A 23,598-nucleotide genomic window follows, 5' to 3' on the forward strand; every position below is an offset into this window, starting at 1 on the left:
CCCGGCCGGGGGCCGCAACGGGTACCCGGCCAGGGTCGCCGCCGGGAGGGTCCCCGGGCCGGGGGCTGCGGCGGAGCGGGTCCCTATTCGGAGCCGCGGCGGGGCGGGGTCCCTGACGGAAGCTTCGCGGGGACCGGGGCCGGTGCCGGGGTGGGGTGTTGTCCGGGACTCATGATTTGCGGCGCCCCATCGGAGGTGCCCTGTACAGGCTCGGCGCGCGCCACAAATCACGTTTTACGTCCCGGACAACACCCCGCCCCGTCCCCGTCCCCGGTCAAACCGTCCAGACCGGCCAACCATCCAGCCCGGACGGAGGTAGGCATGCGGCTCATCACAACAGACGATCACTCGTTCGAGTCATTGATTTACCCGGCCGGCGACTGGCAATCTACCGAATGATCGGTCGGTTTCTCCACGATGAGGTGACGGCATGGCGGCTTACGCGGATCTCCACGACGAAGGCGAGCGGCTGAGCCGCGACGGGCTGGCCGCGCTCCAGCTGACGCGACTGCGCGCGACCCTGCACCGCGCCTACGACCGGGTGCCGTTCTACCGGGAGGCCTTCGACAAGGCCGGCCTGCACCCCGACGACTGCCGCTCCCTCTCCGATCTCGCCCTGTTCCCCTTCACCACCAAGACCGATCTGCGCGACCAGTACCCCTTCGGCATGTTCGCCGTTCCCCGCGCGCAGGTGCGCCGCATCCACGCCTCCAGCGGCACCACCGGGCGCCCCACCGTCGTCGGATACACCGACGGGGACCTTTCAACCTGGGCAGATGTCGTCGCCCGGTCCATACGGGCCGCGGGCGGACGGCCCGGCCACATCATCCACATCGCCTACGGCTACGGACTGTTCACCGGGGGCCTCGGCGCGCACTACGGCGCCGAGCGCCTCGGCTGTACGGTCGTGCCCGCCTCGGGCGGGATGACGGACCGGCAGGTCCGACTCATCCAGGACTTCCGCCCGGAGGTCATCATGGTGACCCCCTCGTACATGCTGACCCTGCTGGACGAGATGGAGCGCCAGGGGGTGGACCCGCGTGCGACCTCGCTCAGAACGGGCATATTCGGCGCGGAGCCGTGGACCGAGGAGATGCGCCGGGAGATCGAGGAGCGGCTCGGCATCGACGCGGTGGACATATACGGGCTGTCCGAGGTCATGGGTCCGGGCGTGGCGCAGGAATTCGCCTCCGCCAAAGACGGGCTCCACATATGGGAGGACCACTTCTACCCCGAGGTGGTCGATCCGCTGACCGGCGCGGTCCTGCCGGAGGGCCAGCCCGGAGAGCTGGTGTTCACCTCCCTCACCAAGGAGGCCATGCCCGTCATCCGCTACCGCACCCGGGATCTGACGCGGCTGCTGCCCGGGACGGCCCGTCCGGCCTTCCGCCGGATGGAGAAGGTCACGGGCCGCAGCGACGACATGATCATCCTGCGCGGGGTGAACATATATCCGACCCAGATCGAGGAGATCCTCCTGCGGACGGCCGGTCTCGCTCCCCATTTCCAGCTGCGGCTGGCGAAGGAGGGCAGGATGGACGCCTTGACGGTACGGGTGGAGGCGCGCCGGGAGGCGGACGCCGCCCGGCGGGAGACCGCGGGCGCCGCCGTGGTCCGGTCCGTCAAGGAGGGGATCGGGGTCTCCGTGAAGGTCGAGGTGGTCGATCCGGAGACGCTGGAACGCTCCGTGGGGAAGATCAAGCGGCTGGTGGACCTCCGCGGGGTCGGAGAGGGAGGAGATGCGCCTGGGGGCGGCTGAAACCACCCCTTCGGGTCTATTTCGAGGCGGCTCCCGGGAGCCGGCGGGCGCTGCCGGGTAGTGCATGAGGCGTGATCTCCCTCATCCGGCAGCTCTACGACCGTCTCCAGGGTTCCCCTGTCGGGCTGGCCTGGAGCCGCGGCCGGGAGATGGAGCTGATGCACCGGGCCATGGGCTTCGCCGCCCTCGGGTTCCTCACCCTGGTGCCGCTGCTGGTGGTGGTGGCGGCCGCCGCGCCCGGCAGCGGTTCGGGGTTCGGCCGATGGCTCGGCCAGGCCCTCGGGGTGACGGAGTCCTCGCGGGCGCGGGTCGAGATGCTGTTCAGCGCGGCGGACCTGGCGCTGGAGCGGACCACCGCCTTCGGGCTCGCGGCCTTGGCCGTCTTCGGCCTGACCTTCGGCTCGGCCGTGCAGACCGGCTACGAGAAGGTCTGGGACCTTCCGACCGCCCGCTGGCACACCATGTGGCGGCACGTCATCTGGCTGGCCCTGCTGGTCTGCTACCTCGCCCTGCTCGTCGAGATCCCGGCTCCGTCGGACAACGCCATGGGCCCGATCCTGGGCACCATGGGCGACCTCCTCGGAACCTGCCTGTTCTTCTGGGGCTCGCAGCGGCTGCTGCTGGGCGGCCGGGTCCGCTGGCGCGCCCTGATCCCGGGGGCCGTGGCCACCAGCCTCGGGCTGCTGGGACTGCGGGTCTTCTCGCAGCTGGTGTTCTCCCCGCTGATCGCCTCGAACGCCGTGACCTACGGCCCCTTCGGAACCCTGCTGGTCGTCCAGTCCTGGCTGGTCGGCATCGGCTTCGTGGTCTACGGAGGGGCCCTCGTCGGTCGCCTCTTCCATGAGCACCTCACCCTGCAGCGCCTGCGCCACAGCGGAGTCTTTCCCCCCGACGACTCCCCTTCCCATGATCCGGGACCGGGCTGACCGAGCGGTCCGGCGATGCCGGGATATACAGGAGCCGCCTGTCAGCTCTTGGCCACCACACGGGGGCGGCGGCCGGGTGGGCTCAGTGGGCGCCGGCCGGGGGCTGCCCGAAGCGGTCGCGGAGTTCGCGCTTGAGGATCTTGCCGCTGGCGTTGCGCGGGAGGGCGGCCACGAACAGGACCCGCTTCGGGGCCTTGAAGTGGGCCAGCTTCTCCCGCGCGTACGTCATCAGCTCCGCCTCCGTCACCTCCCCGCGCGGGACCACCACCGCCGTCACCGCCTCGATCCACCGCTCGTCGGGCAGCCCGACCACCGCCGCCTCGGCCACGCCCGGATGGGTGTACAGCACGTCCTCCACCTGCCGTGAGGCGACCAGTACCCCGCCCGAGTTGATGACGTCCTTCACCCGGTCCACCACCGTGAAGTAGCCCTCCGCGTCCCGCACCGCCAGGTCCCCCGAGCGGAACCACCCGTCCCGGAAGGCCTGGTCCGTCGCCTCCGGGTCGTTCCAGTACCCCAGGCACAGCTGCGGGGACCTGTAGACCACCTCGCCCGCCGTGCCGTCCGGGACGTCCTTGCCCTCCTCGTCGACGACCTTCGCCTCGACATGGCGTACCGGACGCCCGCACGAGTCCATCCGCCCCTCGTGTTCCGCCGGCCCCAGCACCGTGGCCAGCGGCCCGATCTCGCTCTGCCCGAAGCAGTTGTAGAAGCCGAGCCCCGGCAGCCGGCCGCGCAGCCGCTCCAGGACCGGCACCGGCATGATCGAGGCCCCGTAGTACGCCTTGCGCAGCGCGCCCAGGTCCCGCCGCCCGAAGTCCGGGTGGTTGGCAAGGGCGATCCACACCGTCGGCGGGGCGAAGAGGCTGTCCGCCCGCCCCGCCTCGACCAGGTCGAAGATCTGCTCCGCGACCGGCGCGTCCAGGATCGTGTTCTCCGCCCCCACCACCAGGTACGGCAGCAGGAAGACGTGCATCTGCGCCGAGTGGTAGAGCGGCAGCGAGTGCACCGGCCGGTCCCCCTCGGCCAGGTCCAGCGCCTCGATCGCGCTCTCGTACTCGTGGACGAGGGCCTTGTGCGTCATCATCGCGCCCTTGGGCAGGGCCGTGGTGCCGGAGGTGTAGAGCAGCTGGACCACGGTGTCGGGGTCGCCGGTCCCTTCGTACGGCGTCTGTTCCGCCTCCGGATCGGCCAGGTCCCGCAGCGGCCGTACCTCGTACCCCGCCGGCACCCGGCCGGCCAGTTCCGGATCGGCGAGCACCAGGGCGCTTTCCGAGTTCCGCAGGATGTAGGCGAGGTCCTCGCCCGTCAGATTCTGGTTCACCGGGACGTGGACGAGCCCGGCCCGGGCGCAGGCGAGGAACGCGATCAGGTAGGCGTCGGAGTTGTGCGCGAAGGTGGCGACCCGGTCGCCGGGGGCCAGCCCGTGGTGCCCCCTGAGGAGCGCCGCGGCGGTGGAGACGGCCGCGTCGAGCCGGGCGTAGTTCCAGCTCCGTTCCCGGTAGCGGAGCGCCGTCCGGTCCGGGGTCCGCCGCGCGCTGTCCCGCACCAGTCCGTCGACCGTGTTCTGCCGCACTGCCTTCATGACGCGAACCTCGTCTCCCCCGTTGGATACCAAACGGGATGTTGACAGATCATCCGATCACCTGCATGAGTGTGGGGCAGCCCGAGCACCACCGGCTTCACGAGCAACCACGCTCGATCGCAGGCTACTTGGGAGACATGTTGCGCGCTTTCGATGCACACCGCCCCACCCGACCCGTATTCCGCCGCGTCGCCCTGCTCGGCGCCGCCCTCCTAGCCGCCACCGCTGCGATCCCGCAGGCCGCGGCGGCCACCGACGACAACACCGCCTCCGGCGGCGGGCTTTCGGCGGTCATCCGCTACACCGAGAACGGCATACCCCACATAGTCGCCCGGGACTACGCGCACCTCGGCTTCGGCACCGGCTGGGCGCAGGCCGCCGACCAGGTGTGCGTCCTGGCCGACGGGTTCGTGACCGTCGCGGGGGAGCGCTCGCACTGGTTCGGCCCCGAAGCCGCCCCCGACGGGTCGCTCTCGTCCGCCACCGGGAACCTCTCCAGCGACCTGTACTTCAAGGGCGTACGGGAGTCCGGCACGGTCGAGCGGCTGCTCTCGACGCCCGCTCCGGCCGGTCCCAGCACGCACCTGAAGGAGCTGATGCGCGGCTGGGCCGCCGGCTACAACGCCTGGCTCGCCCAGAACGAGGTCACCGACCCGGCCTGCAAGGGCGCGGCCTGGGTCCACCCGGTCACCGCCACGGACGTGGCCGCCCGCGGCTTCGCGGTCTCGGTCCTCGGCGGCCAGGGGCGCGGCATCGACGGCATCACGGGCGCGCAGCCACCGGGCGCTCAGGCGCCGGCCCCGCAGACGCCGAGCGCGTCAGGTGCCCGTACCGCGGACGCACAGGAGGCGGATCCGGCCGCCGCTGCCGAGGCCGCCCGGGAGTTCTTCGACACCACCCGCTACGACATGGGCTCCAACGCGGTGGCCTTCGCCGGCTCCACCACGGCGAGCGGCGGCGGTCTGCTGCTCGGCAACCCGCACTACCCCTGGCAGGGCGGCCGCCGCTTCTGGCAGTCGCAGCAGACCATACCGGGCGAGCTGAACGTCTCGGGCGGCTCCCTGCTCGGCACCACCGTGGTCAACATCGGCTTCAACGAGAAGGTGGCCTGGAGCCATACGGTGGCCACCGGCACCCCCGTCAACCTGCACCAGCTGGCCCTCGACCCGGCCGATCCGACCGCCTACCTGGTCGACGGGAAGCCGGAGAAGATGACCCGGCGGACCGTCACCGTCCCCGTGGCGACGGGCGATCCGGTCACCCGCACCCAGTGGTGGACCCGCTACGGGCCCGTGATCACGGGCCTCGGCCCGAGCCTGCCCCTGCCCTGGACGGCAGGGACGGCGTACGCGCTGAACGACCCCAACGCGGCGAACCTGCGCGGCTCCGACACCGCCCTCGCCATGGGCAGGGCCCGCTCGGTCACGGGCATCCAGGACGCCCTGCGGCGCACGCAGGGCTTGCCCTGGGTCAACACGGTGGCCGCGGACTCCGCGGGCGGCACCCTCTTCACCCAGTCCCAGGTGCTCCCCCGCATCACCGACGAGCTCGCCGCCCGCTGCTCCACCCCGCTCGGCCGGGCCACGTATCCGGCCTCGGGGCTGGCGGTCCTGGACGGTTCACGCGGCGACTGCGCGCTTGGCGCGGATCCGGACGCCGTACAGCCGGGCGTGTTCGGGCCGGGGAAGGCGCCGGCCTTGCGCGACGCCCCGTACGTGGAGAACTCCAACGACAGCGCCTGGCTGGCCAATGCCGACCGTCCGCTGACCGGCTACGAGCGGGTCTGGGGCAACGTCTCCACCCCGCGCTCGATGCGTACGCGCGGTGCGGTGGAGGACGTGTCGGCGATGGCCGCGAAGGGCCGGCTGACCGTGGCCGACCTGCAGAAGCAGCAGTTCGCGAACCGGGTGCCGGCCGGTGATCTGGCGGCCGCCGACGCGGCGCGGGCCTGCGCGGCCCTGCCCGGTGGTACGGCGACCGCGAGCGACGGCAGCGCCGTGGACGTCTCGGCGGCGTGCGGGGTGCTGGCGGGCTGGGACCGTACCGCCGACAGCTCCAGTCGCGGCGCGCTGCTCTTCGACCGGTTCTGGCGCAAGGTGACGGCCACGACCCCGGCCAAGGACCTGTGGCTGGTGCCGTTCTCGGCGGCCGATCCCGTACACACGCCCCGTACGCTCAACCAGGCCGCGCCCGGCATCGGGCGGTCCCTCGCGGACGCGGTCGCCGAGCTGAGGGGGGCCGGGATCGCGCTGGACGCCCCGCTGGGCGAGCACCAGTTCGTGGTCCGCGGCGGGCAGAAGCTGCCGGTGGGCGGCGGTACGGAGGGGCTCGGCGTCTGGAACAAGATCGAGGCGCCGTGGAACGCGGCGGCCGGCGGCTACCCGGAGGTCGTGCACGGCTCCAGCCACATCCAGGCGGTGGGCTGGGACGGCGGGCGCTGCCCGGTGGCGCGCACCCTGCTGACGTACAGCCAGTCGGCGAACCCGAACTCGCCCTCCTACGCGGACCAGACCCGGCTGTTCTCGCAGGAGCGCTGGGTGACCTCGAGGTTCTGCGAGCGGGACATCCTCACCTCGCCGCAGCTGAAGGTGGTGTGGCCGCGCGAGCGCCGGTGACCCGTTCCCTCTTCCTGGCCGCGGCCCTCACGGGCTGACGGCCAGGAAGAGGTACGCGGCCAGCAGGACGAGGTGCACACCGCCCTGGAGCAGCGTGGCGCGGCCGGGGGCGAGGGTCAGGGCGCTGACCACGACGGTCAGGGCGAGCAGCACCATGTGGACCGGGTCGAGGCCCAGCGTCAGCGGGCCCGAGAGCCAGACCGAGGCCAGGGCGATGGCCGGGATGGTCAGGCCGATGCTGGCGATGGCGGAGCCGTAGCCCAGGTTGAGGCTGGTCTGGACGCGGTCGCGGCGGGCCGCGCGGACGGCGGCCAGGGTTTCGGGGGCCAGGACGAGCAGGGCGATGATCACACCGACGACGGCGTTGGGCAGGCCGGCGTCGGCGACGCCCTTCTCGATGGTCGGCGAGACGGCCTTGGCGTTGCCGACCACCGCGACGAGCGCGACCAGCAGCAGGCCGAGGCCGGCGAGGGCGGCGCGGGCGGTGGGCCGCGTGGCGTGGGCGGAGTCGTCGGCGTGCGTGCCGGGTCTCCGCCCAGTGTCCACAGGCAGGAAGTAGTCCCGGTGGCGGACGGTCTGGACGGTGATGAACAGGCCGTAGAGCGCGAGCGAGGCGACGGCGGCGAAGGTCAGCTGGGCGGTGGAGAACTCGGGACCCGGCTTGGAGGTGGTGAAGGTCGGCAGGACGAGGCTGAGGACGGCGAGGGTCGCGACGGTGGCGAGGGCCGCGCCGGAGCCTTCGGCGTTGAAGACGGCGACGCGGTTGCGCAGGGCGCCGACGAGCAGGGACAGGCCCACGATGCCGTTGCAGGTGATCATGACGGCGGCGAAGACGGTGTCCCGGGCGAGGGAGGCGGTCTTGCCGCCGCCGTCGGCCATCAGGGTGACGATGAGCGCCACTTCGATGACGGTGACGGCGACGGCCAGGACGAGGGAGCCGAAGGGTTCGCCGACGCGGTGGGCGACGACCTCGGCGTGGTGGACGGCCGCCAGCACCGCGCCCGCCAGGCAGAGGGATACCAGCGCCACCGCGAACCCGGGCAGGTCGCGCCCCCAGCTGAAGACGAGCGCCACGAGGGCCACCACGGGGACCAGGAGGGTCCAGTCGGTCAGGGGGGAGGTGCGCGTTGCCGTACTCATGTCAGCCAAGTTGCCAGAACTGTTCCTCCCGTGCGGCGCAAGGCGCGCCTCCGGGGCCCCGACGTGGCACTTCTCACCAGATATCCGGGCGCGGCAGACGCCGTCACATGGCGCGGTCGTGGCCTTCCCAGTACGGGTCGCGCAGCCGCCGCTTGTACAGCTTGCCGTTGGGGTCGCGGGGCATCGTCTTGATGAAGTCGACCGTCTTGGGGCGCTTGTAGCCGGCGAGCTGCTGCGCGCAGTGGTGCAGGATCTCCGTGGCCAGCGCGTCCCCCGCCTCGAATCCCTCGGCCGGTTCGATGACGGCCTTGACCTCCTCGCCCCAGTCGGCGTGCGGGACGCCGAAGGCGGCGGCGTCGGCGACCGCCGGATGGCTGAGGAGGGCGGACTCGATCTCGGCGGGGTAGATGTTGACCCCGCCCGAGATGATCATGTCGATCTTGCGGTCGCGGAGGAAGAGGTACCCCTCCTCGTCCATCAGGCCCAGGTCGCCCACCGTGAAGAAGTCGCCGATGCGGTTCTTCTTCGTCTTTCCCTCGTCCTTGTGGTAGCTGAAGCCGCCGGTGTTCATCTTCAGGTAGACGGTGCCCAGTTCCCCGGGCGGCAGCCGGTTGCCGTCGTCGTCGAAGATGGCGAGTTCGCTGATCGGCCAGGCCTTGCCGACGGTTCCCGGCTTCTTCAGCCAGTCCTCGGCGGTGGCGAAGGCCCCGCCGCCCTCGCTCGCCGCGTAGTACTCCTCCACGCACCGGCCCCACCAGTCGATCATGGCCCGTTTGACGTGGTCGGGGCAGGGCGCGGCGCCGTGGATGGCATGGCGCATCGAGGAGACGTCATACGCGTCCTTCGTCTCCTGGGGGAGCGCGAGGAGCCGGTGGAACTGGGTGGGGACCATGTGGGTGTGCGTGCACGCGTGCCGGTCGATCAGCCGCAGCATCTCCTGCGGGGTCCACTTGTCCATCAAAACGAGCGGGTGCCCGATGTGCAGGGCCGCGCCCGCGAATTGCAGGACCGCGGTGTGGTAGAGCGGCGAGCAGACCAGGTGCACGTTGTCATCGAAGGGGCGGATGCCGAAGATGCCGAGGAAGCCGCCGAGATACGTTTCCTCCGGGAGCTTGCCGGGCAGCGGGCGCCGGATGCCGCGCGGGCGGCCGGTGGTGCCGGAGGTGTAGTTCATGACCCAGCCGAGGGTGCGCCCCCTGGGAGGGGTGGCGGGCTGTCCGTCGAGGAGTTCCCCGTACGGCCGGAAGCCCGGGACCGCTCCGACGGCGTAGCGGTGGCTCGCGGACAGGCCGGCCTCGTCGGCCGCGGCGAGGGCTGCGTCGGCGAAGCGCTCGTGGGCGATGAGGACCTTGGCGCCCGAGTCGGAGACGATCCAGGCGATCTCCGGGCCGACGAGGTGGTGGTTGACGGGGACGAGGTAGAAACCGGCCTGGGCGGCGGCGAGGTAGGCGGTGAAGAACTCGACGCCGTTCGGCAGGACGACGGCGAAGACGTCGCCCCGCTCCAGGCCGGCGGCGCGCAGGCCGTGGACGAGGCGGTTGACGTCGGCGTGCAGCCGGCCCGCGCTCCATTCCTCACCCTCGGATGTGATGAGGACGGTGCGCCCGGGGTCGGCGGCGGCCTGCGCCCAGAAGCCGTTGGGGGGCTGCTGCCGGTCGGTCGTGGCGGTCGTGGTGGTCGTCGTCATGCTGCTCACACCTCTCGGACTCGGCCGGCGATCCGGTTGACGCGGTCGATGGCGCGCTCGAAGCCGCTGGTGAGGTCGTCGAAGACGGCCTGGACGCTGCGTTCGGTGTTCATCCGGCCGACGATCTGGCCGACGGGGGTGCCGAGCAGCGGCTGGACCTCGTACTTCTGGATCCGGGAGACGGCCTCGGCGACGAGCAGGCCCTGAAGGGGCATGGGGAGCGCGCCGGGACCCTCGGGGTCGTCCCAGGCGTCGGTCCACTCGGTGCGCAGCTGGCGGGCGGGCTTGCCGGTGAGGGCGCGGGAGCGGACGGTGTCGCCGGAGCCGGCGGCGAGCAGCTTCTCGGTGAGGGCGCGGGAGTGGAGGTCGGCCTCGGTGGTGGTGAGCCAGAGGGAGCCGAGCCAGGCGCCCTGGGCGCCGAGGGCCAGGCCGGCGGCGATCTGCTCGCCGCTGCCGATGCCGCCGGCGGCGAGCACCGGGAGCGGGGCGACGGCCTCGGCGATCTCGGGGACCAGGACCATGGTCGCGATGTCGCCGGTGTGGCCGCCGGCCTCGTAGCCCTGGGCGACGACGACGTCGATGCCGGCTTCGGCGTGGCGGCGGGCGTGTTTGGCGCTGCCGGCCAGAGCGGCGACGAGGACGCCGTGGTCGTGGGCGCGCGCGATGACGTCTGCGGGCGGTGAACCGAGGGCGTTCGCCAGGAGTTTGATGGGGTAGTCGAAGGCGACGTCCAGCTGGTTGCGGGCGACCTGCTCCATCCAGCCGGTGATCCGCCAGCCGGAGGCCTCGCCCTCGGCGAGCTCGGGCACGTGGTGCTTGGCGAGGGTGTCGCGGACGAAGGCGCGGTGCCCCGCCGGGATCATCGCCTCGATGTCGGCTTCGCTGATGCCGTCGACGGCCTTCTTGGCCGGCATGACGACATCGAGGCCGTAGGGCTTGCCGTCGGTGTGCGCCTGCATCCAGTCGAGGTCGCGTTTGAGGTCGTCGGGCGCGGTGTAGCGGACCGCGCCGAGGACGCCGAATCCGCCCGCCCGGGTGATGGCGGCGGCGACCGCCGGGAAGGGCGTGAAGCCGAAGATGGCGTGTTCGACTCCCAGTTTCTTGCTCAGCTCCGTCTCCATGGGCGGCAGGATGCCGCAGCCCGGCATGCGAGGGAAGAGATTTTCTGATGCAGTGTCAGATTCTTTACGGGGCGGTCGGTGCGGGCGTTGGCCGACGGAGGGGCAGATACCCACTAGCGTGCGGGTCGCCTGCGGCGCGCTCGGCATGACTCGGGGTCCCGGGGCCGGATCTCGGGGCGGCGCCCGCTCCCGGGGTGGCCCCCTCCCGGAGCGGCAGTGCGGGCCGTTGCGGATGGCAGCGGGCAACAGGCGGCGGACAGCAGGCGGCTGGCAGCGCGTGAGCGGACAGGAGGGCCGGAGATGGCAGGAGTGACGGGGGCCGACGGACTGCGGCAGGCACCCGGGTGCGGGGACACGGACTTGCCGGGGCGTGGGGACACGGGCGCGTCGGGGCAGGGGGACGTCCCCGGGCGCGGGGACACCGACTCGCCGGGGCAGGGGGACGTGCCCGGGTGCGGGGACACCGACTCGCCGGGGTGGGGGGACGTGCCTGGGTGCGAGGACACGGACTCGCCCGGGCCGGGGTTGACGCGGCGGCGGTTGGGGGCGCGGCTGCTCGCGCTCGGCGGGGTGCTCGTACTGCACGCCGCGCTCCCCGGCAGCGCCGGGGCGGCCGGAAACCCGGCGGAGCGGCGCGCGCTGCAAGGACTGCAGCTGCGCTACGGATCCGCGCGCCAGGCCGGGCTGGTGGAACGGCACCTGGAGGCGGTGGCGGACGAGGCCCGGCGGTTCCTGGGCCCCTCGCCCGTGCACCCCTACTACGCGGGGGCGGTGGTCCTCGCCGGCCGGGGCCGCACCATCGCCCTGCACCGGGCCATGGGCGATGCCGTGCGGTACGCGGACTACGACGGGCGGACCGACCGGGTGAGCGAGTTCCCGGCGGCCGAGCGGATCGCGATGGCCGAGGACACCGTCTTCGACCTGGCCTCGCTGACGAAGCTGTTCACCTCCGTCCTGGCCGTGCAGCAGATGGAGCGGGGCCGACTGGAGCTGGAGGCTCCGGTGGCCCGGTACCTCCCCGAGTTCACCGGCGGCGGAAAGGAGCTGATCACGGTCCGTCAGCTGCTCACGCACACCTCGGGGCTGCGCTCGTGGGCGCCGTTCTACCGGGAAACCACACGCGAGGGCCGGCTGCGGCTGCTGTGGTCGGTGCAGCCGCAGGAGACTCCGGGGACCGTCTACCGGTACTCCGATCTGAACCTGATCACCCTCCAGCTGCTCTTGGAACGGATCACCGGTCGCAATCTGGATGTCCTGCTCCACGACGAGATCACCGCTCCGCTCGGGATGCACCGCACTCGCTACAACCCACCGCGCTCCTGGCGCCGGGTCACCGCCGCCACCGAGGTGCAGCGCCCGCCCTGGTCCGGCCTGGACCGCGGGCTGGTGTGGGGCGAGGTCCACGACGAGAACGCGTACGCGCTCGGCGGTGTCGCCGGCCACGCCGGGGTCTTCGGCACCGCCTGGGACCTCGCCGTCCTGGCCCGCGCCCTCCTCGACGGCGGGGTCTACGCGGGCAGGCGCATCCTGCGCCCCGCCTCCGTCGAGCTGCTCTTCACCGACTACAACACCGCCTTCCCCGGCGACGACCACGGTCTGGGCTTCGAGCTCTACCAGCACTGGTACATGGGCGCCATGGCCACCCCGCACTCCGCGGGCCACACCGGCTTCACCGGCACTTCCCTCGTCCTGGACCCCTCCACCGACTCCTTCCTGATCCTGCTCGGCAACTCCGTGCACCCCGTCCGCACCTGGCGGGCCGGCAGCGCGCCCCGCGTCGCCGTCGGCAACCGCTTCGCGCGCGCCGTCCCCGTCCGTACCCGGCACGGCGGCCCCGCCTGGTACTCCGGCATGGAAACGGGCGGCTCGGGCACCCTCACCCTGCCGCCGCTCACCCCGGCCACGGGCTCCGCCCGGCTGCGCTGCGCCGTGTGGTGGGACACCGTGCCCGGCGAGGGCGCCTTCCACCTGGAGGCCTCGCCCGACGGGGAGAGCTGGGAGCCGCTGCCGTTCAGCACGGTCCGGGCCACGGGCGGCGCCGCCGAGCCGTGGCCGCGGGGCTCCGCGGGCGGCTGGTCCGGCCGCATCTGGCACCGCCTGGAGGCCCCCCTCACGTCCGCCTGGGCGGGCCGCGAGGTCCGGCTCCGCTTCCGCCACACCGCGACCGGCCGCTACGTCGGCCGCGGCATCTACGTGGACGCCATCCGCGTATCCGAACCGGCCCGCCTGCTCTTCGCGGAGGACCGCCCCGCTGACGCCGCCCGCATCGAGGCGACCGGCTGGACGAGGTCGGCGGACTAGCAGGCGGTTCGCGCGTGGCCCGGGTTCAGTGGCGGACCAGGCAGAAGGGGTGGCCCGCCGGGTCCGCGTAGATGTGCCAGCCGCGGTCGGCGGGGCCCTCGTCGAGCAGGGCCGCGCCGGCCGACAGGGCCTCCTCCCGGGCCGCGTGCAGGTCGGGGACGCCGAAGTCCAGGTGGAACTGCTGCGGGCGGGCGGGGTCACCCCACTGCGGGGGCCTGTGGTCCGGGGACCGCTGGAAGGCGAGGACCAGGCCGGCCGGGGTGTGCAGCGTCGCCCAGTCCTCGTCGGTCTGCCACCGGCGGTCCTGGCGGTTGACGGTGCCGCCCAGCAGGGACCGGTAGAACCCGGCGAGCCGCCGCGGATCGGGACAGTCCAGGACCACGCACTGCAGTTCAGCGATCATGGCTGGATCCTAGACCGGCCGGGCGCGCGCTCCGCCGTCCCGGGATGAAGAACGTGCCTGCGGGCGTTGGCACTCGTTGTTGAGGTTCGTTGACCGTTCAACACGAAGGCAGGCTGACCGTATGACCGTCGACATCGACTGGGACGACCCGACCGACCCCAGGCCGGGAAGCTGGCAGCTGGACCACGTCAAGCTGTACGTGGGCTCGAACGGGGCCGAGGGCCACTACTGGAACGGCACCCAGACGCTCCTGCTGACCACCGTGGGCCGGGTCTCCGGGAACCCCGTGCGGACCCCCCTCATCTACGGGGAGGACGACGGACGTTACCTCCTGGTCGCCTCCAAGGGCGGCGACCCGGCACACCCGCTCTGGTACCGGAACCTGACCGAGCACCCCGAGGTCCGCATCCAGGTCGGCCCCGAGACCCTGCACGGCACCGCCCGCACCGCGACCCCCGAGGAGCGCACCGCGTACTGGCCGCTCATGGTCAAGCACTGGCCCCCGTACGACGAGTACCAGGCCAAGACCGACCGCGAGATCCCGATCGTCGTCATCGAAACGGCCCGCTAGCGAGGCGGGCGGTCAGTGCCCCAGCACCGCCATCGCCGCGTTGTGCCCGGGAACGCCGCTCACACCGCCGCCCCGGACCGCCCCCGCACCGCACAGCAGTACGTTGCGGTGGGCGGTCTCCACACCCCACCGGCCGCCCGCACCGGCGTACGGCCACGACAGGTCCCGGTGGAAGATGTGGCCGCCGGGCAGCCGCAGGTCCCGCTCCAGGTCCAGCGGGGTCTTCGCCTCGATGCACGGGCGGCCGTCCGCGTCGAAGGCGAGGCAGTCGGTGAGCGGTTCGGCCAGGTGCGCGTCGAGCTGCGCCAGGGTGGCGGTCAGCAGCACCTCGCGCGCCTGCTGGTTGTCGTGCCCGAAGAGCCGGGCCGGGGTGTGCAGGCCGAAGAGGGTGAGCGTCTGGTACCCCTGTTCCACCAGCTCCGGCCCGAGGATCGTCGGATCGGTCAGCGAGTGGCAGTAGATCTCGGAGGGCGGTACGGACGGCAGTTCGCCGGAGGCCGCCTCCGCGTAGGCCCGGGCGAGCTCGGCGTACCCCTCGGCGATGTGGAAGGTGCCGCCGAAGGCCTCGCGCGGGTCCACGGCGGTGTCCCGCAGCCGCGGCAGCCGCCGCAGGAGCATGTTGACCTTGAGCTGGGCGCCCTCGGGGGCCGGCTCCGCCGCCGGGGTTTCGCCGAGGAGTTCGGCCAGCGCTCGCGGTGAGGCGTTCACCAGCACCGTGCGCGCGACGACCCGCCCCTCCCCCACCGCGGTGCGGAACACCACCTCGGCCGGCGCGATCCCATCGGTGTCGATCCGCAGCACCTCGTGCCCGGTGGCGATCTCCGCCCCGGCCTGCCGGGCGGCCGCCGCCAGGGCGTCCGTCAGGGCGCCCATGCCCCCGACCGGGACGTCCCAGTCGCCCGTGCCGCCGCCGATGACGTGGTAGAGGAAGCAGCGGTTCTGCGCGAGCGAGGGGTCGTGGGCGTCCGCGAAGGTGCCGATGAGCCCGTCCGTCAGGACCACGCCCCGCACCAGGTCGTCGGCGAAGTGCGCCTCGACCGCCCGCCCGAGGGGTTCCTCGAACAGCATCCGCCAGGCGGCGTCGTCGTCGATCCGGGCCCGCAGTTCCTCCCGGGTGGGCAGCGGCTCGGTGAGGGTCGGGAACACCCTCTCGGCGACCCGGCCCGTGGTCCCGTAGAAGGCGCGCCAGCTCTCGTACTCCCGCTCCGAGCCGGTCAGCCGGGCGAAGGACTCCCCGGTGCGCGCCTCGCCGCCGCCGACGAGCAGCCCGCCGGGCCGGCCGCCGCGCTCGACGGGCGTGTACGAGGACACCGTGCGCCGCCGCACCGAGAAGCGCAGGCCCAGATCGCGCACGATCTTCGCGGGGAGCAGGGAGACGAGGTAGGAGTAGCGCGACAGGCGGGCGTCGAGCCCGGCGAAGGGGCGGCTGGAGATCGCCGCCCCGCCGGTGTTCCCGAGCCGTTCCAGGACCAGGACCGAGCGGCCCGCCCGGGCCAGGTACGCGGCGGCGACCAGGCCGTTGTGTCCGCCGCCCACGATCACGTCGTCGTATACGTCGCGCCCGAAGGCACCGGAGCCCCGCATGGCTGTCATGGCTCTTGGTAGCACACCTGGCCGAGCCGCTCCAGGCAGTGCGCCTCGTCGGCGTGGGCCAGGGCGGTGTCGGGATGCTCGTCGCCGAGGGACCGTTCGCGGATGCCGGCGAGGTCCCGGTAGATGGGCAGCGCCTCGTCCCAGCGGCCCAGCCGGCCGAGCCCCGCAGCGAGTTCCCGGCGGCTGACCAGGGTGTCGGGGTGCTCGGGGCCGAGGGCCTTGGCCCGGGCGGCGCCCACCTGCCGGGCCTCGGCGACGGCCTCCTCCCAGCGGTCCAGGCGGCCCAGGTTGACGCCGAGGACGTGCCGGGCGCGGAGCGTCTCGGGGTCGGCGGCCCCGTAGGCACGGGTGCGGTCGCGGACCAGGGCCCGGAAGAGGTCGAGGGCCTGGGCGCTGTTGCCGGTGCGGCCGAGCGCGATGCCGACCTCGTAGCGCGCGGCCAGCGTGTCGGGGTGGTCGCGGCCGAGGACGCGCTCCCGCACGGCGGCAACCTCGCGGAAGCCGGCCAGGGCCTCCTCCCAGCGGTCCAGCCGGCCGAGCGCGTACGCCACTTCGTAGCGGGTCAGGAGCGTGTCCGCGTGCTCGGCGCCGAGCACGGCCGCCCGGTCTGCGGCGACCTCGGCGGCGGCGTGGTGGGCCTCCGTGAACCGGCCGAGGGCGCCCAGGGCGCAGGCCAGGTTGTGGCGGCAGCGCAGGGTGTCGGGGTGGCGCGGCCCCATGGTGCGCCGACGGGCGGCGAGCACCGCGCTGTAGATGTCGTAGGCCTCCCGGTGGCGTCCGAGCCTGCCCAGTTCGTACGCCGCTTCCTGGCGCGCCGCGAGGGTGTCGGGATGGTCCGGGCCGAGTGCCCGGGTGCGCCCCTCGGCCACGGCTTCGTACACGGCCAGGGCCTCCTCCGGCCGGCCCGCGCGGCTGAGGGCGAAGGCCCGGGTGTGGCTGGCGGCGAGGGCTTCGGGGCCGTTCTCCCGCGGGCCGGGGACGCGCGGGATCCCGTACGCGGCGGTGAGGCGCGGGTCCTCGTCGGGGGCGGGGCGGACGATCCGCTGGGGGCCGCTCGCGTGCGGGGCGGCGTGCCCGCCGCTCGGCCGGGGGGCGGGCTGGGCGGACTGCGCGGGCAGCACCGCCGGGGCCGCGAGAGCCGGCTCGGCGGGCCCGGCCGGCTGGGCGGGCTGCTCGCCGCTGGAGCGCGCGGCCGTCCAGGAGCCGGTGAGCACGGCCCATGCGCCGCTCGCGGGGCGGGCGTCGATCCCGGCCTTGCGCCCGGCCGTCATCCCGCGGGCCCAGGCCGGGAGCGGGGCCTGGGCGCCGGGCAGGCCGCCCGGGCCGAGGCGTGCCTCGACGAGGCGCCGGTGCAGGTGGCGGGCGTCGCCGGGGCGGTCCTCGGGGCGCTTGGCGAGCAGGTCGAGGACGGCCTGCTCGAAGTAGCCGGGCAGTTCGGGGCGGTGCTCTCGGGGCGGCACGGGCGCGGTGTCCCGGTGGCCGACCAGTACCGACCAGGAGTCGCCGAGGTCGAAGGGCGGGGCGCCGGTGGCGATCTCGTAGAGGACGCAGCCGAGGGAGTAGAGGTCGCTGCGGTGGTCGACCTCGCCGCCCGCGATCTGCTCGGGCGACATGTAGTGCGGGGTGCCCATGGCCATGCCGCCGCCGGTGAGCTTGGCGGTGAAGCCGATGTCGTGGGCGAGGCGGGCGATGCCGAAGTCGCAGATCTTCACGGTGCCGTCGGTGAGCCGCATGATGTTGGCCGGCTTCAGGTCGCGGTGGACCACGCCCTGGTCGTGGGTGTAGCCGAGGGCGGCGGCCATCTGCTCCGCGATGTCGACGACCACGTCCACGGGGAGCGGGCGGGTCTCGTTGTCGGCGAGGAGCTGGCTGAGGTTGCGGCCTTCGAGGAGCTCCATGACGAGGTAGAGCGGCCCGCCCGCGGCGCTGTCGTCGCCGAAGTCGTGGACGACGGTGACGCCCCGGTGCTGGAGGGACGCGGCGACGCGCGCCTCGCGGCGGAACCGCTCGCGCAGCACCTGGGTGAAGTGGGCGTCCTGTTCCGGTCCGAGCGGTTTGAGGCACTTCACGGCGACCTGACGGCCCAGTGACTCGTCGCGGGCGCGCCATACCTCGCCCATGCCGCCGCGGCCGATCAGATCGAGCGACCGGTACCGGCCCTGGATCAGTCTGGACTCCGCCATGTCTTGAAGCCGCCCCCGTCGTCGTGCGATGCCCTCCCCGGCCGGTCCAGTATGGCCGCTGATGCACGCAGTGTGTACGGCGAGGGGCGACTCCCGGGGCCCATGCGACGCATCGCCTTCAAGATGTGACCTGGCGGCAGCTGCCAGCGCAGACCTGCGGGAATGCTGCGCAGCACGCGTCCGGTGAGGCGCAGGCGGCGGGTGGTGCTGCGCGGGGCCGGTGCGGGGTGCCCGTACAGCTGGTGCGCCCAGCCGGGGAGGGTTCCGTAGGCGAGGTCGGCGAGCGGGCGCCACAGCTGGTTTCGGCCAGGGACGAGGAGCGGGTGGACGGGCGGGGCGCACAGGAAGTCGTACACGTCGTGGGCGTCGGGGCCGGCGGCGAGCTGCGGGCGGACCGCTTCGAAGTAGGCGGCGAGGGCTGCCGTGTCGGCCGGTACCCCGGCCGGGTCCAGGCCGACGAGGCGGGCGTTGACCCGGTTCTCGTCGACGTAGCGGTCGGCCTGCGCGGGGGTGAGCGGGACGCCGGAGCGGAGCAGGACGTGCAGGAAGCTGTCGATCTGTGCGCAGTGCACCCAGAGGAGGAGAGCGGGGTCGTCCACGGGGAAGCGCTCGCCGGTGTCCGGATCGGTGGCGGACAGCGTGCGGTGGATGGCACGCACCCGGGCGCCGGCGCGTTCGGCGGTCTCGGTGGTGCCGTAGGTGATCGCGCCGACGAAGTCGGCGGTGCGCAGCAGCCGCCCCCAGGCGTCCTTGCGGAAGTCGCTGTTCTCCATGACCCCGCGGACGGCGCGCGGGTGCAGGGCCTGGAGGTAGAGCGCCCGGACTCCGGCGATCCACATCACCGGGTCGCCGTGGCACTGCCAGGTGACGGAGGACGGCCCGTACAGCCCGGGGTCCGCGTCCGGGTCGGTGCCGGCGTCCGCGCCGGACGCGGGTCTCGCGGTGTTTTCCACCTCGCACGCCTACCCGTGCGGCCCGTCAGTGATGCGTATGAACCGGGCAAGCCGTCGTCAAGGTCCCGTCAGGGGTGGCGCGGGGGGCCCGGGCGGGGGGGTAGCTTCGGCGTCACCGCCCGACGCATCCCAGGAGGCCCCGATGTGCCTGATCCAGTACGCCGACGACCCCGAGCCCGAGGAACGGAGCCCGGCCGGACCGCTGTACGTGCCCGTCCGGCCGGGGACACCGCAGGTGGTGCTCCGGATGTTCCGCACTCCGCTCGGATGGCGCACCGCCGTCGGATTTACCTGTCCGGAGCGGCTCGCGGCCACGCTCGGGGCGGGGCAGCCGTGGATCCGGCTCTCCGAGGCCGCGCTGCGCGCCGTGGCCGCGCCGCTGGGCGCGCACCTGCTCACGGTCGACCCGACGTTCTCGGCTCCCGCCGTCACTCCGGTGCCGGACGAGGCGGCCGCGCCCACGGCGGTCCGCGCGCCCTGAGGGGACCGGGGGCCTTCGGAGGTCCCGCCTCCGCCGCGCTCGGGCCGGTCGGCCCCTACCCGGGACCGGTCGGACCCCACCGGCAGACCGCGACGCCGCGATCGCGCCGGGTAGCGGTCCCTCAGCGGCGGACGCGGGGCATGCCGAGGCCGATCCAGGAGATGATCTCGCGTTGGATCTCGTTGTTGCCGCCGCCGAAGGTGAAGATGACGGCGCTGCGGTAGCCGCGTTCGAGTTCGCCGTGCAGGACCGCGCCGGCGGAGCCGTCCTTGAGGGAGCCTGCCGCGCCGACGATCTCCATGAGCCAGGCGTACGCGTCTCTGCGGGCCTCGGAGCCGTAGACCTTGACGGCGGAGGCGTCCTGCGGGGTGAGGTTGCCGTCCTGGACGGCGCCCACCATCTGCCAGTTCAGGAGCTTCATGGCGTCGAGCCGGGCGTGGGTGCGGGCGAGGCGGCCGCGGACCCAGGAGAGGTCGATGACGCGGCGGCCGTCGGCGAGCTTGGTCTCGGCGGCCCAGCGCTGGACGTCGTGCAGGGCGCGGATCGCCATGGTGCCGTGGGCGGCGAGGGTGACGCGCTCGTGGTTGAGCTGGTTGGTGATCAGGCGCCAGCCCTTGTTCTCCTGGCCGACGCGCCGGCTCGCCGGGACGCGGATGTTCTCGTAGTAGCTGGCGGTGGTGTCGTGCGAGGCGAGGGTGTTGATGAGGGTGCAGGAGTAGCCGGGGTCGGAGGTCGGGACGAGGAGCAGGGTGATGCCCTTGTGCGCGGGGGCGTCCGGGTCGGTGCGGACGGCGAGCCAGACCCAGTCGGCGGTGTCGCCGTTGGTGGTCCAGATCTTCTGGCCGTTGACGATGTAGGTGCCGGTCTCCTCGTCGCCCTCGCGGACGGCCTTGCACTTGAGGGCGGCGAGGTCGGTGCCGGCGTCGGGCTCGCTGTAGCCGATGGCGAAGTCGATCTCTCCCGCGAGGATCCGGGGCAGGAAGTACGCCTTCTGCTCGTCGGTGCCGAACTGCATGATGGTCGGCCCCACGGTGTTGAGCGCCATCAGGGGCAGCGGTACGACGGCCTGTGCGGCCTCGTCGAAGAAGATGAACTGGTCCATCGGCGACATGCCGCGCCCGCCGTACTCCTTGGGCCAGCCGACCCCGAGCCAGCCGTCGGCGCCGAGGCGGCGGATGGTCTCCCGGTAGAAGCGCTTTTGGGCGGCCGGGTCCTCGTAGCGGGCGTAGACGTCCTCCGGCACCAGCTCGGCGAAGTAGGCGCGCAGCTCGGTGCGCAACTGCTGCTGCTCAGGCGTGTATTCGAGGTGCACGGCCCCTCCGGGAGTCTCGCGGTCCAGCCGGTCGCTGCGTGGCGGCGGTCAGAGTAGAACCTGTTGCAAGAATCCGGAAGGGCCGGGGGCCCGGGGGCCCGGAGCGCGGCCTTGCTCCCGCTGAGTGGGATTGGGGATCCGGGCCGGGATCCGGGCCGGGATGTCGCCGGGTCACGGCGCGGGCCGGTTCAGTTCAGCGCGGTGATCATGGCCTTGGCAGTCGCCGCCATGGCGGTTCGGGCGGCCGTCAGGTAGGGGCGGGGGTCGGCCGGGGTCAGGTGGGCGCGGATGGCTCCGGTCATGGCAACGTTCAGCGCGGTGCCGATGTTGACCTTGCGGATGCCGCCGGCGACGGCGGCCGCGAGCTCGGCGTCGGGCAGTCCGGAGGAGCCGTGCAGGACGAGGGGTACGTCCACCGTCTTGACCAGCCGGGCCAGCAGCGTATGGTCCAGGGCGGCGGTCCGGCTGGTCATGGCGTGGCTGCTGCCGATGGCCACGGCCAGCGCGTCGACCCCGGAGTCGGCCACGAACCGCCGTGCCTCGTCGGGGTCGGTACGGGCGCCGGGTGCGTGCGGGTCCAGCGGGGCGGCGCCGTTCTTGCCGCCGACCTCGCCCAGCTCGGCCTCGATCCACAGCCCGTTGGCGTGCGCCCAGTCGGCGGCGGAGCGGGTCGCCTCCAGATTCTCGGCGTACGGGAGGTGCGCGGCGTCGTACATCACCGAGCTGTATCCCGCATCGCCGGCCTGGCGGAGCAGCTCGGAGCTCTTGACGTGGTCGAGGTGCAGGCCGACGGGGACCGCTGCGGCCTCGGCGCAGGCGGCGGCCGCCCGGGAGATGGGCAGCAGCTGCCCGCCGCGGAATTTCACGGCGTTCTCGCTCAGTTGGAGGATGACCGGCGCCCCCGCCGCCTCGGCTCCGGCGACTACCGCTTCGGCGTGCTCCAGGGTGATGATGTTGAAGGCGGCGACGGCGCGGCCCGCGGCGGCCGCCTCCCGGACGAGTGCGCCGGCGGGGACGAGGCTCATCGGACCGCCTCCTCGCCGGTGGTGAGGATCACCGAGCGGGTGAGGTGGCGGGGCGCGTCCGGATCCAGCCCCTGATGCTCGGCGACGGCGAGGGCGAGGCGGTGGACCCGGACCAGTTCGGCGAGCGGGTCGAGCCGCCCGGCCACCCACTGGGCGCCGGTGGCCCGCACCTGTGCGGCGAGCCCGTCGGGCGCCGCGTCGAGCGACCAGGTGGCGGTGCCGGGCCCGGAGACGCTGATGGGCCCGTGCCGGTACTCCATCGCCGGGTAGGACTCGGCCCAGGACAGGGAGGCCTCGCGCATCTTCAGCGCGGCCTCGTGGGCGAGGCCGACGCTCCAGCCGCGGCCGAGGAAGGTGAACTGGCCGCGGGCAGCCAGCTCGGCGGGGAGCGGCTCGGCGAGCGCGGTGCGCGCGTCGGCGACGACGCCCGCGGTGTGCAGCCCCGCGTGGGCGCGGAGGAGGGTGAGGGCCGTGGTCGCGAAGCGGGTCTGGACGACGGACCGCTCATCGGCGAAGTCGAGGACGACGACCTCGTCGGCGAGGGTCATCACCGGGGTCGCCGGATCGCCGATGACGGCGGTCGTGGGCACGCCCGCGTCGCGCAGCGCGCCCAGCAGGTCCAGGACCTCGGTGGTGGTCCCGGACCGGGTCAGCGCGACGACCCGGTCGTAGCGGCGGTGGCGCGGGAACTCCGAGGCGGGGAAGGCGTCGGTCTCACCCTGGCCCGCCTCCTCGCGCAACACGGCGGCCGCCTGGGCCATGTAGTACGAGGTCCCGCACCCGACGATCGCGGTACGCTCCCCCGGCTGCGGCAACACCGCCCGCCGGACCGGGGCCAGTTCGGCGGCCTGCTCCCAGCATGCGGGCTGCGTGCCCAACTCGTACGCGACGTGGCTCATACAGGCTCCCGGTCTGGATTTCTGGGTTCTGGGCTCTGGACTCTGGGTTCTGGGTTCTGGGTTCCAGGTCTTCCCTGATGCGCTTTCTTGCAAGATAGCCCGCTGTTTCGCGCAACTTCAAGCAGACGTGGCCTGATCGCCTGGGTTAATGTCTGCGGGTAGGCCGAAGGTGAGCGGAAAGGGGGCGGCCCATGACCCGCAAGGAGCGGTGGCAGACGCTGCTGGACCTGCTGGTGGAGCGCGGCGAGCTGGAGGTGGAGCCGGCCGCCGAGGCCCTCGGCGTGTCCGCCGCGACCATCCGGCGGGACCTCGACCAGCTCGCCGAACAGCAGTTGCTGGTCCGCACGCGCGGCGGGGCCGTGCTCCACGGGGTCTCGTACGAACTCCCCCTGCGCTACCGCACCTCACGCCGCGCCGCCGAGAAGAGCCGCATCAGCGAGGCGGTGGCGGCCCTGATCACCCCGGGCGAGGTGATCGGCCTGACGGGCGGTACCACCACCACCGAGGTGGCGCGCGCCCTGGCCGGCCGCCCGGACCTGGCCTCGGGCTCTCCGGCGCTGACCGTGGTCACCAACGCCCTCAACATCGCGGGGGAGCTGGTGATCCGGCCGCAGTTCAAGATCGTGCTGACGGGCGGGGTGGCCCGCCCACAGTCGTACGAGCTCACGGGTCCGCTGGCCGAGCAGGTGCTCGGCCAGCTCGCGGTGGACACGGCGGTGGTCGGCGTGGACGGCTTCGACCCGGTGGACGGCGCGGCGACCCGCCACGAGGACGAGGCCTCGGTCAACCGCCTGCTGTGCGAGCGGGCCCGCCGGGTGGTCATCGCGGCGGACTCCAGCAAGCTGGGCGTACGCGCCTTCGCGCGCATCTGCGCTACGGCGTCGGTGGACGTCCTGGTGACGGACACGGGCCTGTCCGTGGAGGTGGCGCGGGAGTTCGAGGGGGCGGGGGTCGAGGTGCTGCGGGTGTAGGGGGCCGGGGACCGAGTGCATCGGAATCAGCGAGGGTTTGGGGGCTTCCGAAGACCGACGGGAAGCCCCCAAA

The 23,598-nt window shown here is 73.2% G+C and carries 18 protein-coding genes; 7 read left to right on the forward strand and 11 right to left on the reverse strand.

Features of this window, described 5'->3' with window-relative positions:
- Positions 1-430 precede the first annotated feature (430 nt).
- Positions 431-1,759, forward strand: coding sequence for a phenylacetate--CoA ligase PaaK (paaK, locus tag J7E94_RS27130; protein WP_215019438.1), 1,329 nt, complete (start codon positions 431-433; stop codon positions 1,757-1,759).
- A 149-nt stretch (positions 1,760-1,908) separates the two neighbouring features.
- Positions 1,909-2,685: a YhjD/YihY/BrkB family envelope integrity protein gene (locus tag J7E94_RS27135; protein WP_251057288.1), complete on the forward strand. Its 777-nt coding sequence runs from the start codon at positions 1,909-1,911 to the stop codon at positions 2,683-2,685.
- Between the two features lie 82 nt (positions 2,686-2,767).
- Here J7E94_RS27135 and J7E94_RS27140 read toward each other — a convergent pair whose 3' ends face one another.
- Positions 2,768-4,270, reverse strand: a complete 1,503-nt coding sequence (locus tag J7E94_RS27140; protein WP_215019440.1) for a fatty acyl-CoA synthetase — start codon at positions 4,268-4,270, stop codon at positions 2,768-2,770.
- 137 nt (positions 4,271-4,407) lie between these two features.
- Here J7E94_RS27140 and J7E94_RS27145 point away from each other — a divergent pair, with 137 nt between their 5' ends.
- Positions 4,408-6,885: a penicillin acylase family protein gene (locus J7E94_RS27145; protein ID WP_215019441.1), complete on the forward strand. Its 2,478-nt coding sequence runs from the start codon at positions 4,408-4,410 to the stop codon at positions 6,883-6,885.
- A gap of 27 nt (positions 6,886-6,912) precedes the next feature.
- Here the strand turns inward: J7E94_RS27145 and J7E94_RS27150 are convergent, their stop codons facing one another.
- From J7E94_RS27150 to J7E94_RS27160, 3 genes are all read right to left on the reverse strand, one after another.
- A complete protein-coding gene (locus J7E94_RS27150) occupies positions 6,913-8,025 on the reverse strand; it encodes a calcium:proton antiporter (RefSeq protein ID WP_215019442.1) in 1,113 nt (370 codons plus the stop codon).
- A gap of 103 nt (positions 8,026-8,128) precedes the next feature.
- Positions 8,129-9,712 carry an acyl-CoA synthetase gene (locus J7E94_RS27155; protein WP_215019443.1) on the reverse strand — a complete coding sequence of 528 codons (1,584 nt, stop codon included), beginning with the start codon at positions 9,710-9,712 and terminating at the stop codon, positions 8,129-8,131.
- Positions 9,713-9,717: 5 nt separating this feature from the next.
- Complete coding sequence (locus J7E94_RS27160; protein WP_215019444.1) at positions 9,718-10,833, reverse strand: nitronate monooxygenase family protein; 1,116 nt, start codon at positions 10,831-10,833, stop codon at positions 9,718-9,720.
- A gap of 300 nt (positions 10,834-11,133) precedes the next feature.
- On the opposite strand from J7E94_RS27160, the gene J7E94_RS27165 reads away from it, so the two are divergent.
- On the forward strand, positions 11,134-13,134 hold the full coding sequence (locus tag J7E94_RS27165; protein ID WP_215019445.1) for a serine hydrolase domain-containing protein: 2,001 nt from the start codon (positions 11,134-11,136) through the stop codon (positions 13,132-13,134).
- A 25-nt stretch (positions 13,135-13,159) separates the two neighbouring features.
- Here the strand turns inward: J7E94_RS27165 and J7E94_RS27170 are convergent, their stop codons facing one another.
- Positions 13,160-13,537, reverse strand: a complete 378-nt coding sequence (locus tag J7E94_RS27170; protein ID WP_215019446.1) for a VOC family protein — start codon at positions 13,535-13,537, stop codon at positions 13,160-13,162.
- Positions 13,538-13,658: 121 nt separating this feature from the next.
- Here J7E94_RS27170 and J7E94_RS27175 point away from each other — a divergent pair, with 121 nt between their 5' ends.
- Positions 13,659-14,108, forward strand: a complete 450-nt coding sequence (locus J7E94_RS27175) for a nitroreductase family deazaflavin-dependent oxidoreductase (RefSeq protein ID WP_215019447.1) — start codon at positions 13,659-13,661, stop codon at positions 14,106-14,108.
- 12 nt (positions 14,109-14,120) lie between these two features.
- Here J7E94_RS27175 and J7E94_RS27180 read toward each other — a convergent pair whose 3' ends face one another.
- Genes J7E94_RS27180 through J7E94_RS27190 form a run of 3 tightly spaced genes read right to left on the reverse strand, consistent with a single transcriptional unit; the run spans position 14,121 to position 18,837 of the window.
- The gene (locus tag J7E94_RS27180) at positions 14,121-15,701 is read right to left on the reverse strand and encodes an NAD(P)/FAD-dependent oxidoreductase (protein ID WP_251057282.1); all 1,581 of its coding nucleotides are present in this window, start codon (positions 15,699-15,701) and stop codon (positions 14,121-14,123) included.
- Positions 15,698-17,884, reverse strand: coding sequence for a serine/threonine-protein kinase (locus tag J7E94_RS27185; protein ID WP_215019448.1), 2,187 nt, complete (start codon positions 17,882-17,884; stop codon positions 15,698-15,700). The genes J7E94_RS27180 and J7E94_RS27185 overlap by 4 nt, the downstream gene beginning before the upstream one ends.
- On the reverse strand, positions 17,866-18,837 hold the full coding sequence (locus tag J7E94_RS27190; protein ID WP_215019449.1) for an oxygenase MpaB family protein: 972 nt from the start codon (positions 18,835-18,837) through the stop codon (positions 17,866-17,868). The genes J7E94_RS27185 and J7E94_RS27190 overlap by 19 nt, the downstream gene beginning before the upstream one ends.
- 142 nt (positions 18,838-18,979) lie before the next feature.
- Between J7E94_RS27190 and J7E94_RS27195 the strand changes: the two genes are divergently transcribed.
- A complete protein-coding gene (locus J7E94_RS27195) occupies positions 18,980-19,318 on the forward strand; it encodes an SAV_915 family protein (RefSeq protein ID WP_215019450.1) in 339 nt (112 codons plus the stop codon).
- A 121-nt stretch (positions 19,319-19,439) separates the two neighbouring features.
- On the opposite strand, the gene J7E94_RS27200 is transcribed toward J7E94_RS27195, so the two are convergent.
- The 3 genes from J7E94_RS27200 to J7E94_RS27210 all read right to left on the reverse strand — a co-directional run bounded on the left by J7E94_RS27200 (position 19,440) and on the right by J7E94_RS27210 (position 22,554).
- Positions 19,440-20,630 (reverse strand): acyl-CoA dehydrogenase family protein, encoded by a 1,191-nt coding sequence (locus J7E94_RS27200; RefSeq protein WP_215019451.1) that lies wholly within the window; start codon positions 20,628-20,630, stop codon positions 19,440-19,442.
- A 188-nt stretch (positions 20,631-20,818) separates the two neighbouring features.
- On the reverse strand, positions 20,819-21,655 hold the full coding sequence (locus tag J7E94_RS27205) for a class II fructose-bisphosphate aldolase (protein ID WP_215019452.1): 837 nt from the start codon (positions 21,653-21,655) through the stop codon (positions 20,819-20,821).
- Complete coding sequence (locus J7E94_RS27210; RefSeq protein WP_215019453.1) at positions 21,652-22,554, reverse strand: SIS domain-containing protein; 903 nt, start codon at positions 22,552-22,554, stop codon at positions 21,652-21,654. Before J7E94_RS27210 ends, J7E94_RS27205 begins: the two co-directional genes overlap by 4 nt.
- A 191-nt stretch (positions 22,555-22,745) precedes the next feature.
- On the opposite strand from J7E94_RS27210, the gene J7E94_RS27215 reads away from it, so the two are divergent.
- Entirely contained in the window at positions 22,746-23,525 is a 780-nt protein-coding gene (locus J7E94_RS27215) for a DeoR/GlpR family DNA-binding transcription regulator (RefSeq protein WP_215019454.1), read from the forward strand.
- Positions 23,526-23,598 lie beyond the last annotated feature (73 nt).

Origin of the sequence: Streptomyces sp. ISL-94 (assembly GCF_018614075.1) — a bacterium.
In the GTDB taxonomy this organism is placed as follows: domain Bacteria; phylum Actinomycetota; class Actinomycetes; order Streptomycetales; family Streptomycetaceae; genus Streptomyces.

What these genes read in the sequence shown, in the direction of transcription:
- paaK (WP_215019438.1), top strand. Translation starts at nt 431, where the DNA reads ATGGCGGCTTACGCGGATCTCCACGACGAAGGCGAGCGGCTGAGCCGC.
- J7E94_RS27135 (WP_251057288.1), top strand. Translation starts at nt 1,909, where the DNA reads ATGGAGCTGATGCACCGGGCCATGGGCTTCGCCGCCCTCGGGTTCCTC.
- J7E94_RS27140 (WP_215019440.1), bottom strand. Translation starts at nt 4,270, where the DNA reads ATGAAGGCAGTGCGGCAGAACACGGTCGACGGACTGGTGCGGGACAGC.
- J7E94_RS27145 (WP_215019441.1), top strand. Translation starts at nt 4,408, where the DNA reads ATGTTGCGCGCTTTCGATGCACACCGCCCCACCCGACCCGTATTCCGC.
- J7E94_RS27150 (WP_215019442.1), bottom strand. Translation starts at nt 8,025, where the DNA reads ATGAGTACGGCAACGCGCACCTCCCCCCTGACCGACTGGACCCTCCTG.
- J7E94_RS27155 (WP_215019443.1), bottom strand. Translation starts at nt 9,712, where the DNA reads ATGACGACGACCACCACGACCGCCACGACCGACCGGCAGCAGCCCCCC.
- J7E94_RS27160 (WP_215019444.1), bottom strand. Translation starts at nt 10,833, where the DNA reads ATGGAGACGGAGCTGAGCAAGAAACTGGGAGTCGAACACGCCATCTTC.
- J7E94_RS27165 (WP_215019445.1), top strand. Translation starts at nt 11,134, where the DNA reads ATGGCAGGAGTGACGGGGGCCGACGGACTGCGGCAGGCACCCGGGTGC.
- J7E94_RS27170 (WP_215019446.1), bottom strand. Translation starts at nt 13,537, where the DNA reads ATGATCGCTGAACTGCAGTGCGTGGTCCTGGACTGTCCCGATCCGCGG.
- J7E94_RS27175 (WP_215019447.1), top strand. Translation starts at nt 13,659, where the DNA reads ATGACCGTCGACATCGACTGGGACGACCCGACCGACCCCAGGCCGGGA.
- J7E94_RS27180 (WP_251057282.1), bottom strand. Translation starts at nt 15,701, where the DNA reads ATGACAGCCATGCGGGGCTCCGGTGCCTTCGGGCGCGACGTATACGAC.
- J7E94_RS27185 (WP_215019448.1), bottom strand. Translation starts at nt 17,884, where the DNA reads ATGGCGGAGTCCAGACTGATCCAGGGCCGGTACCGGTCGCTCGATCTG.
- J7E94_RS27195 (WP_215019450.1), top strand. Translation starts at nt 18,980, where the DNA reads ATGTGCCTGATCCAGTACGCCGACGACCCCGAGCCCGAGGAACGGAGC.
- J7E94_RS27205 (WP_215019452.1), bottom strand. Translation starts at nt 21,655, where the DNA reads ATGAGCCTCGTCCCCGCCGGCGCACTCGTCCGGGAGGCGGCCGCCGCG.
- J7E94_RS27210 (WP_215019453.1), bottom strand. Translation starts at nt 22,554, where the DNA reads ATGAGCCACGTCGCGTACGAGTTGGGCACGCAGCCCGCATGCTGGGAG.
- J7E94_RS27215 (WP_215019454.1), top strand. Translation starts at nt 22,746, where the DNA reads ATGACCCGCAAGGAGCGGTGGCAGACGCTGCTGGACCTGCTGGTGGAG.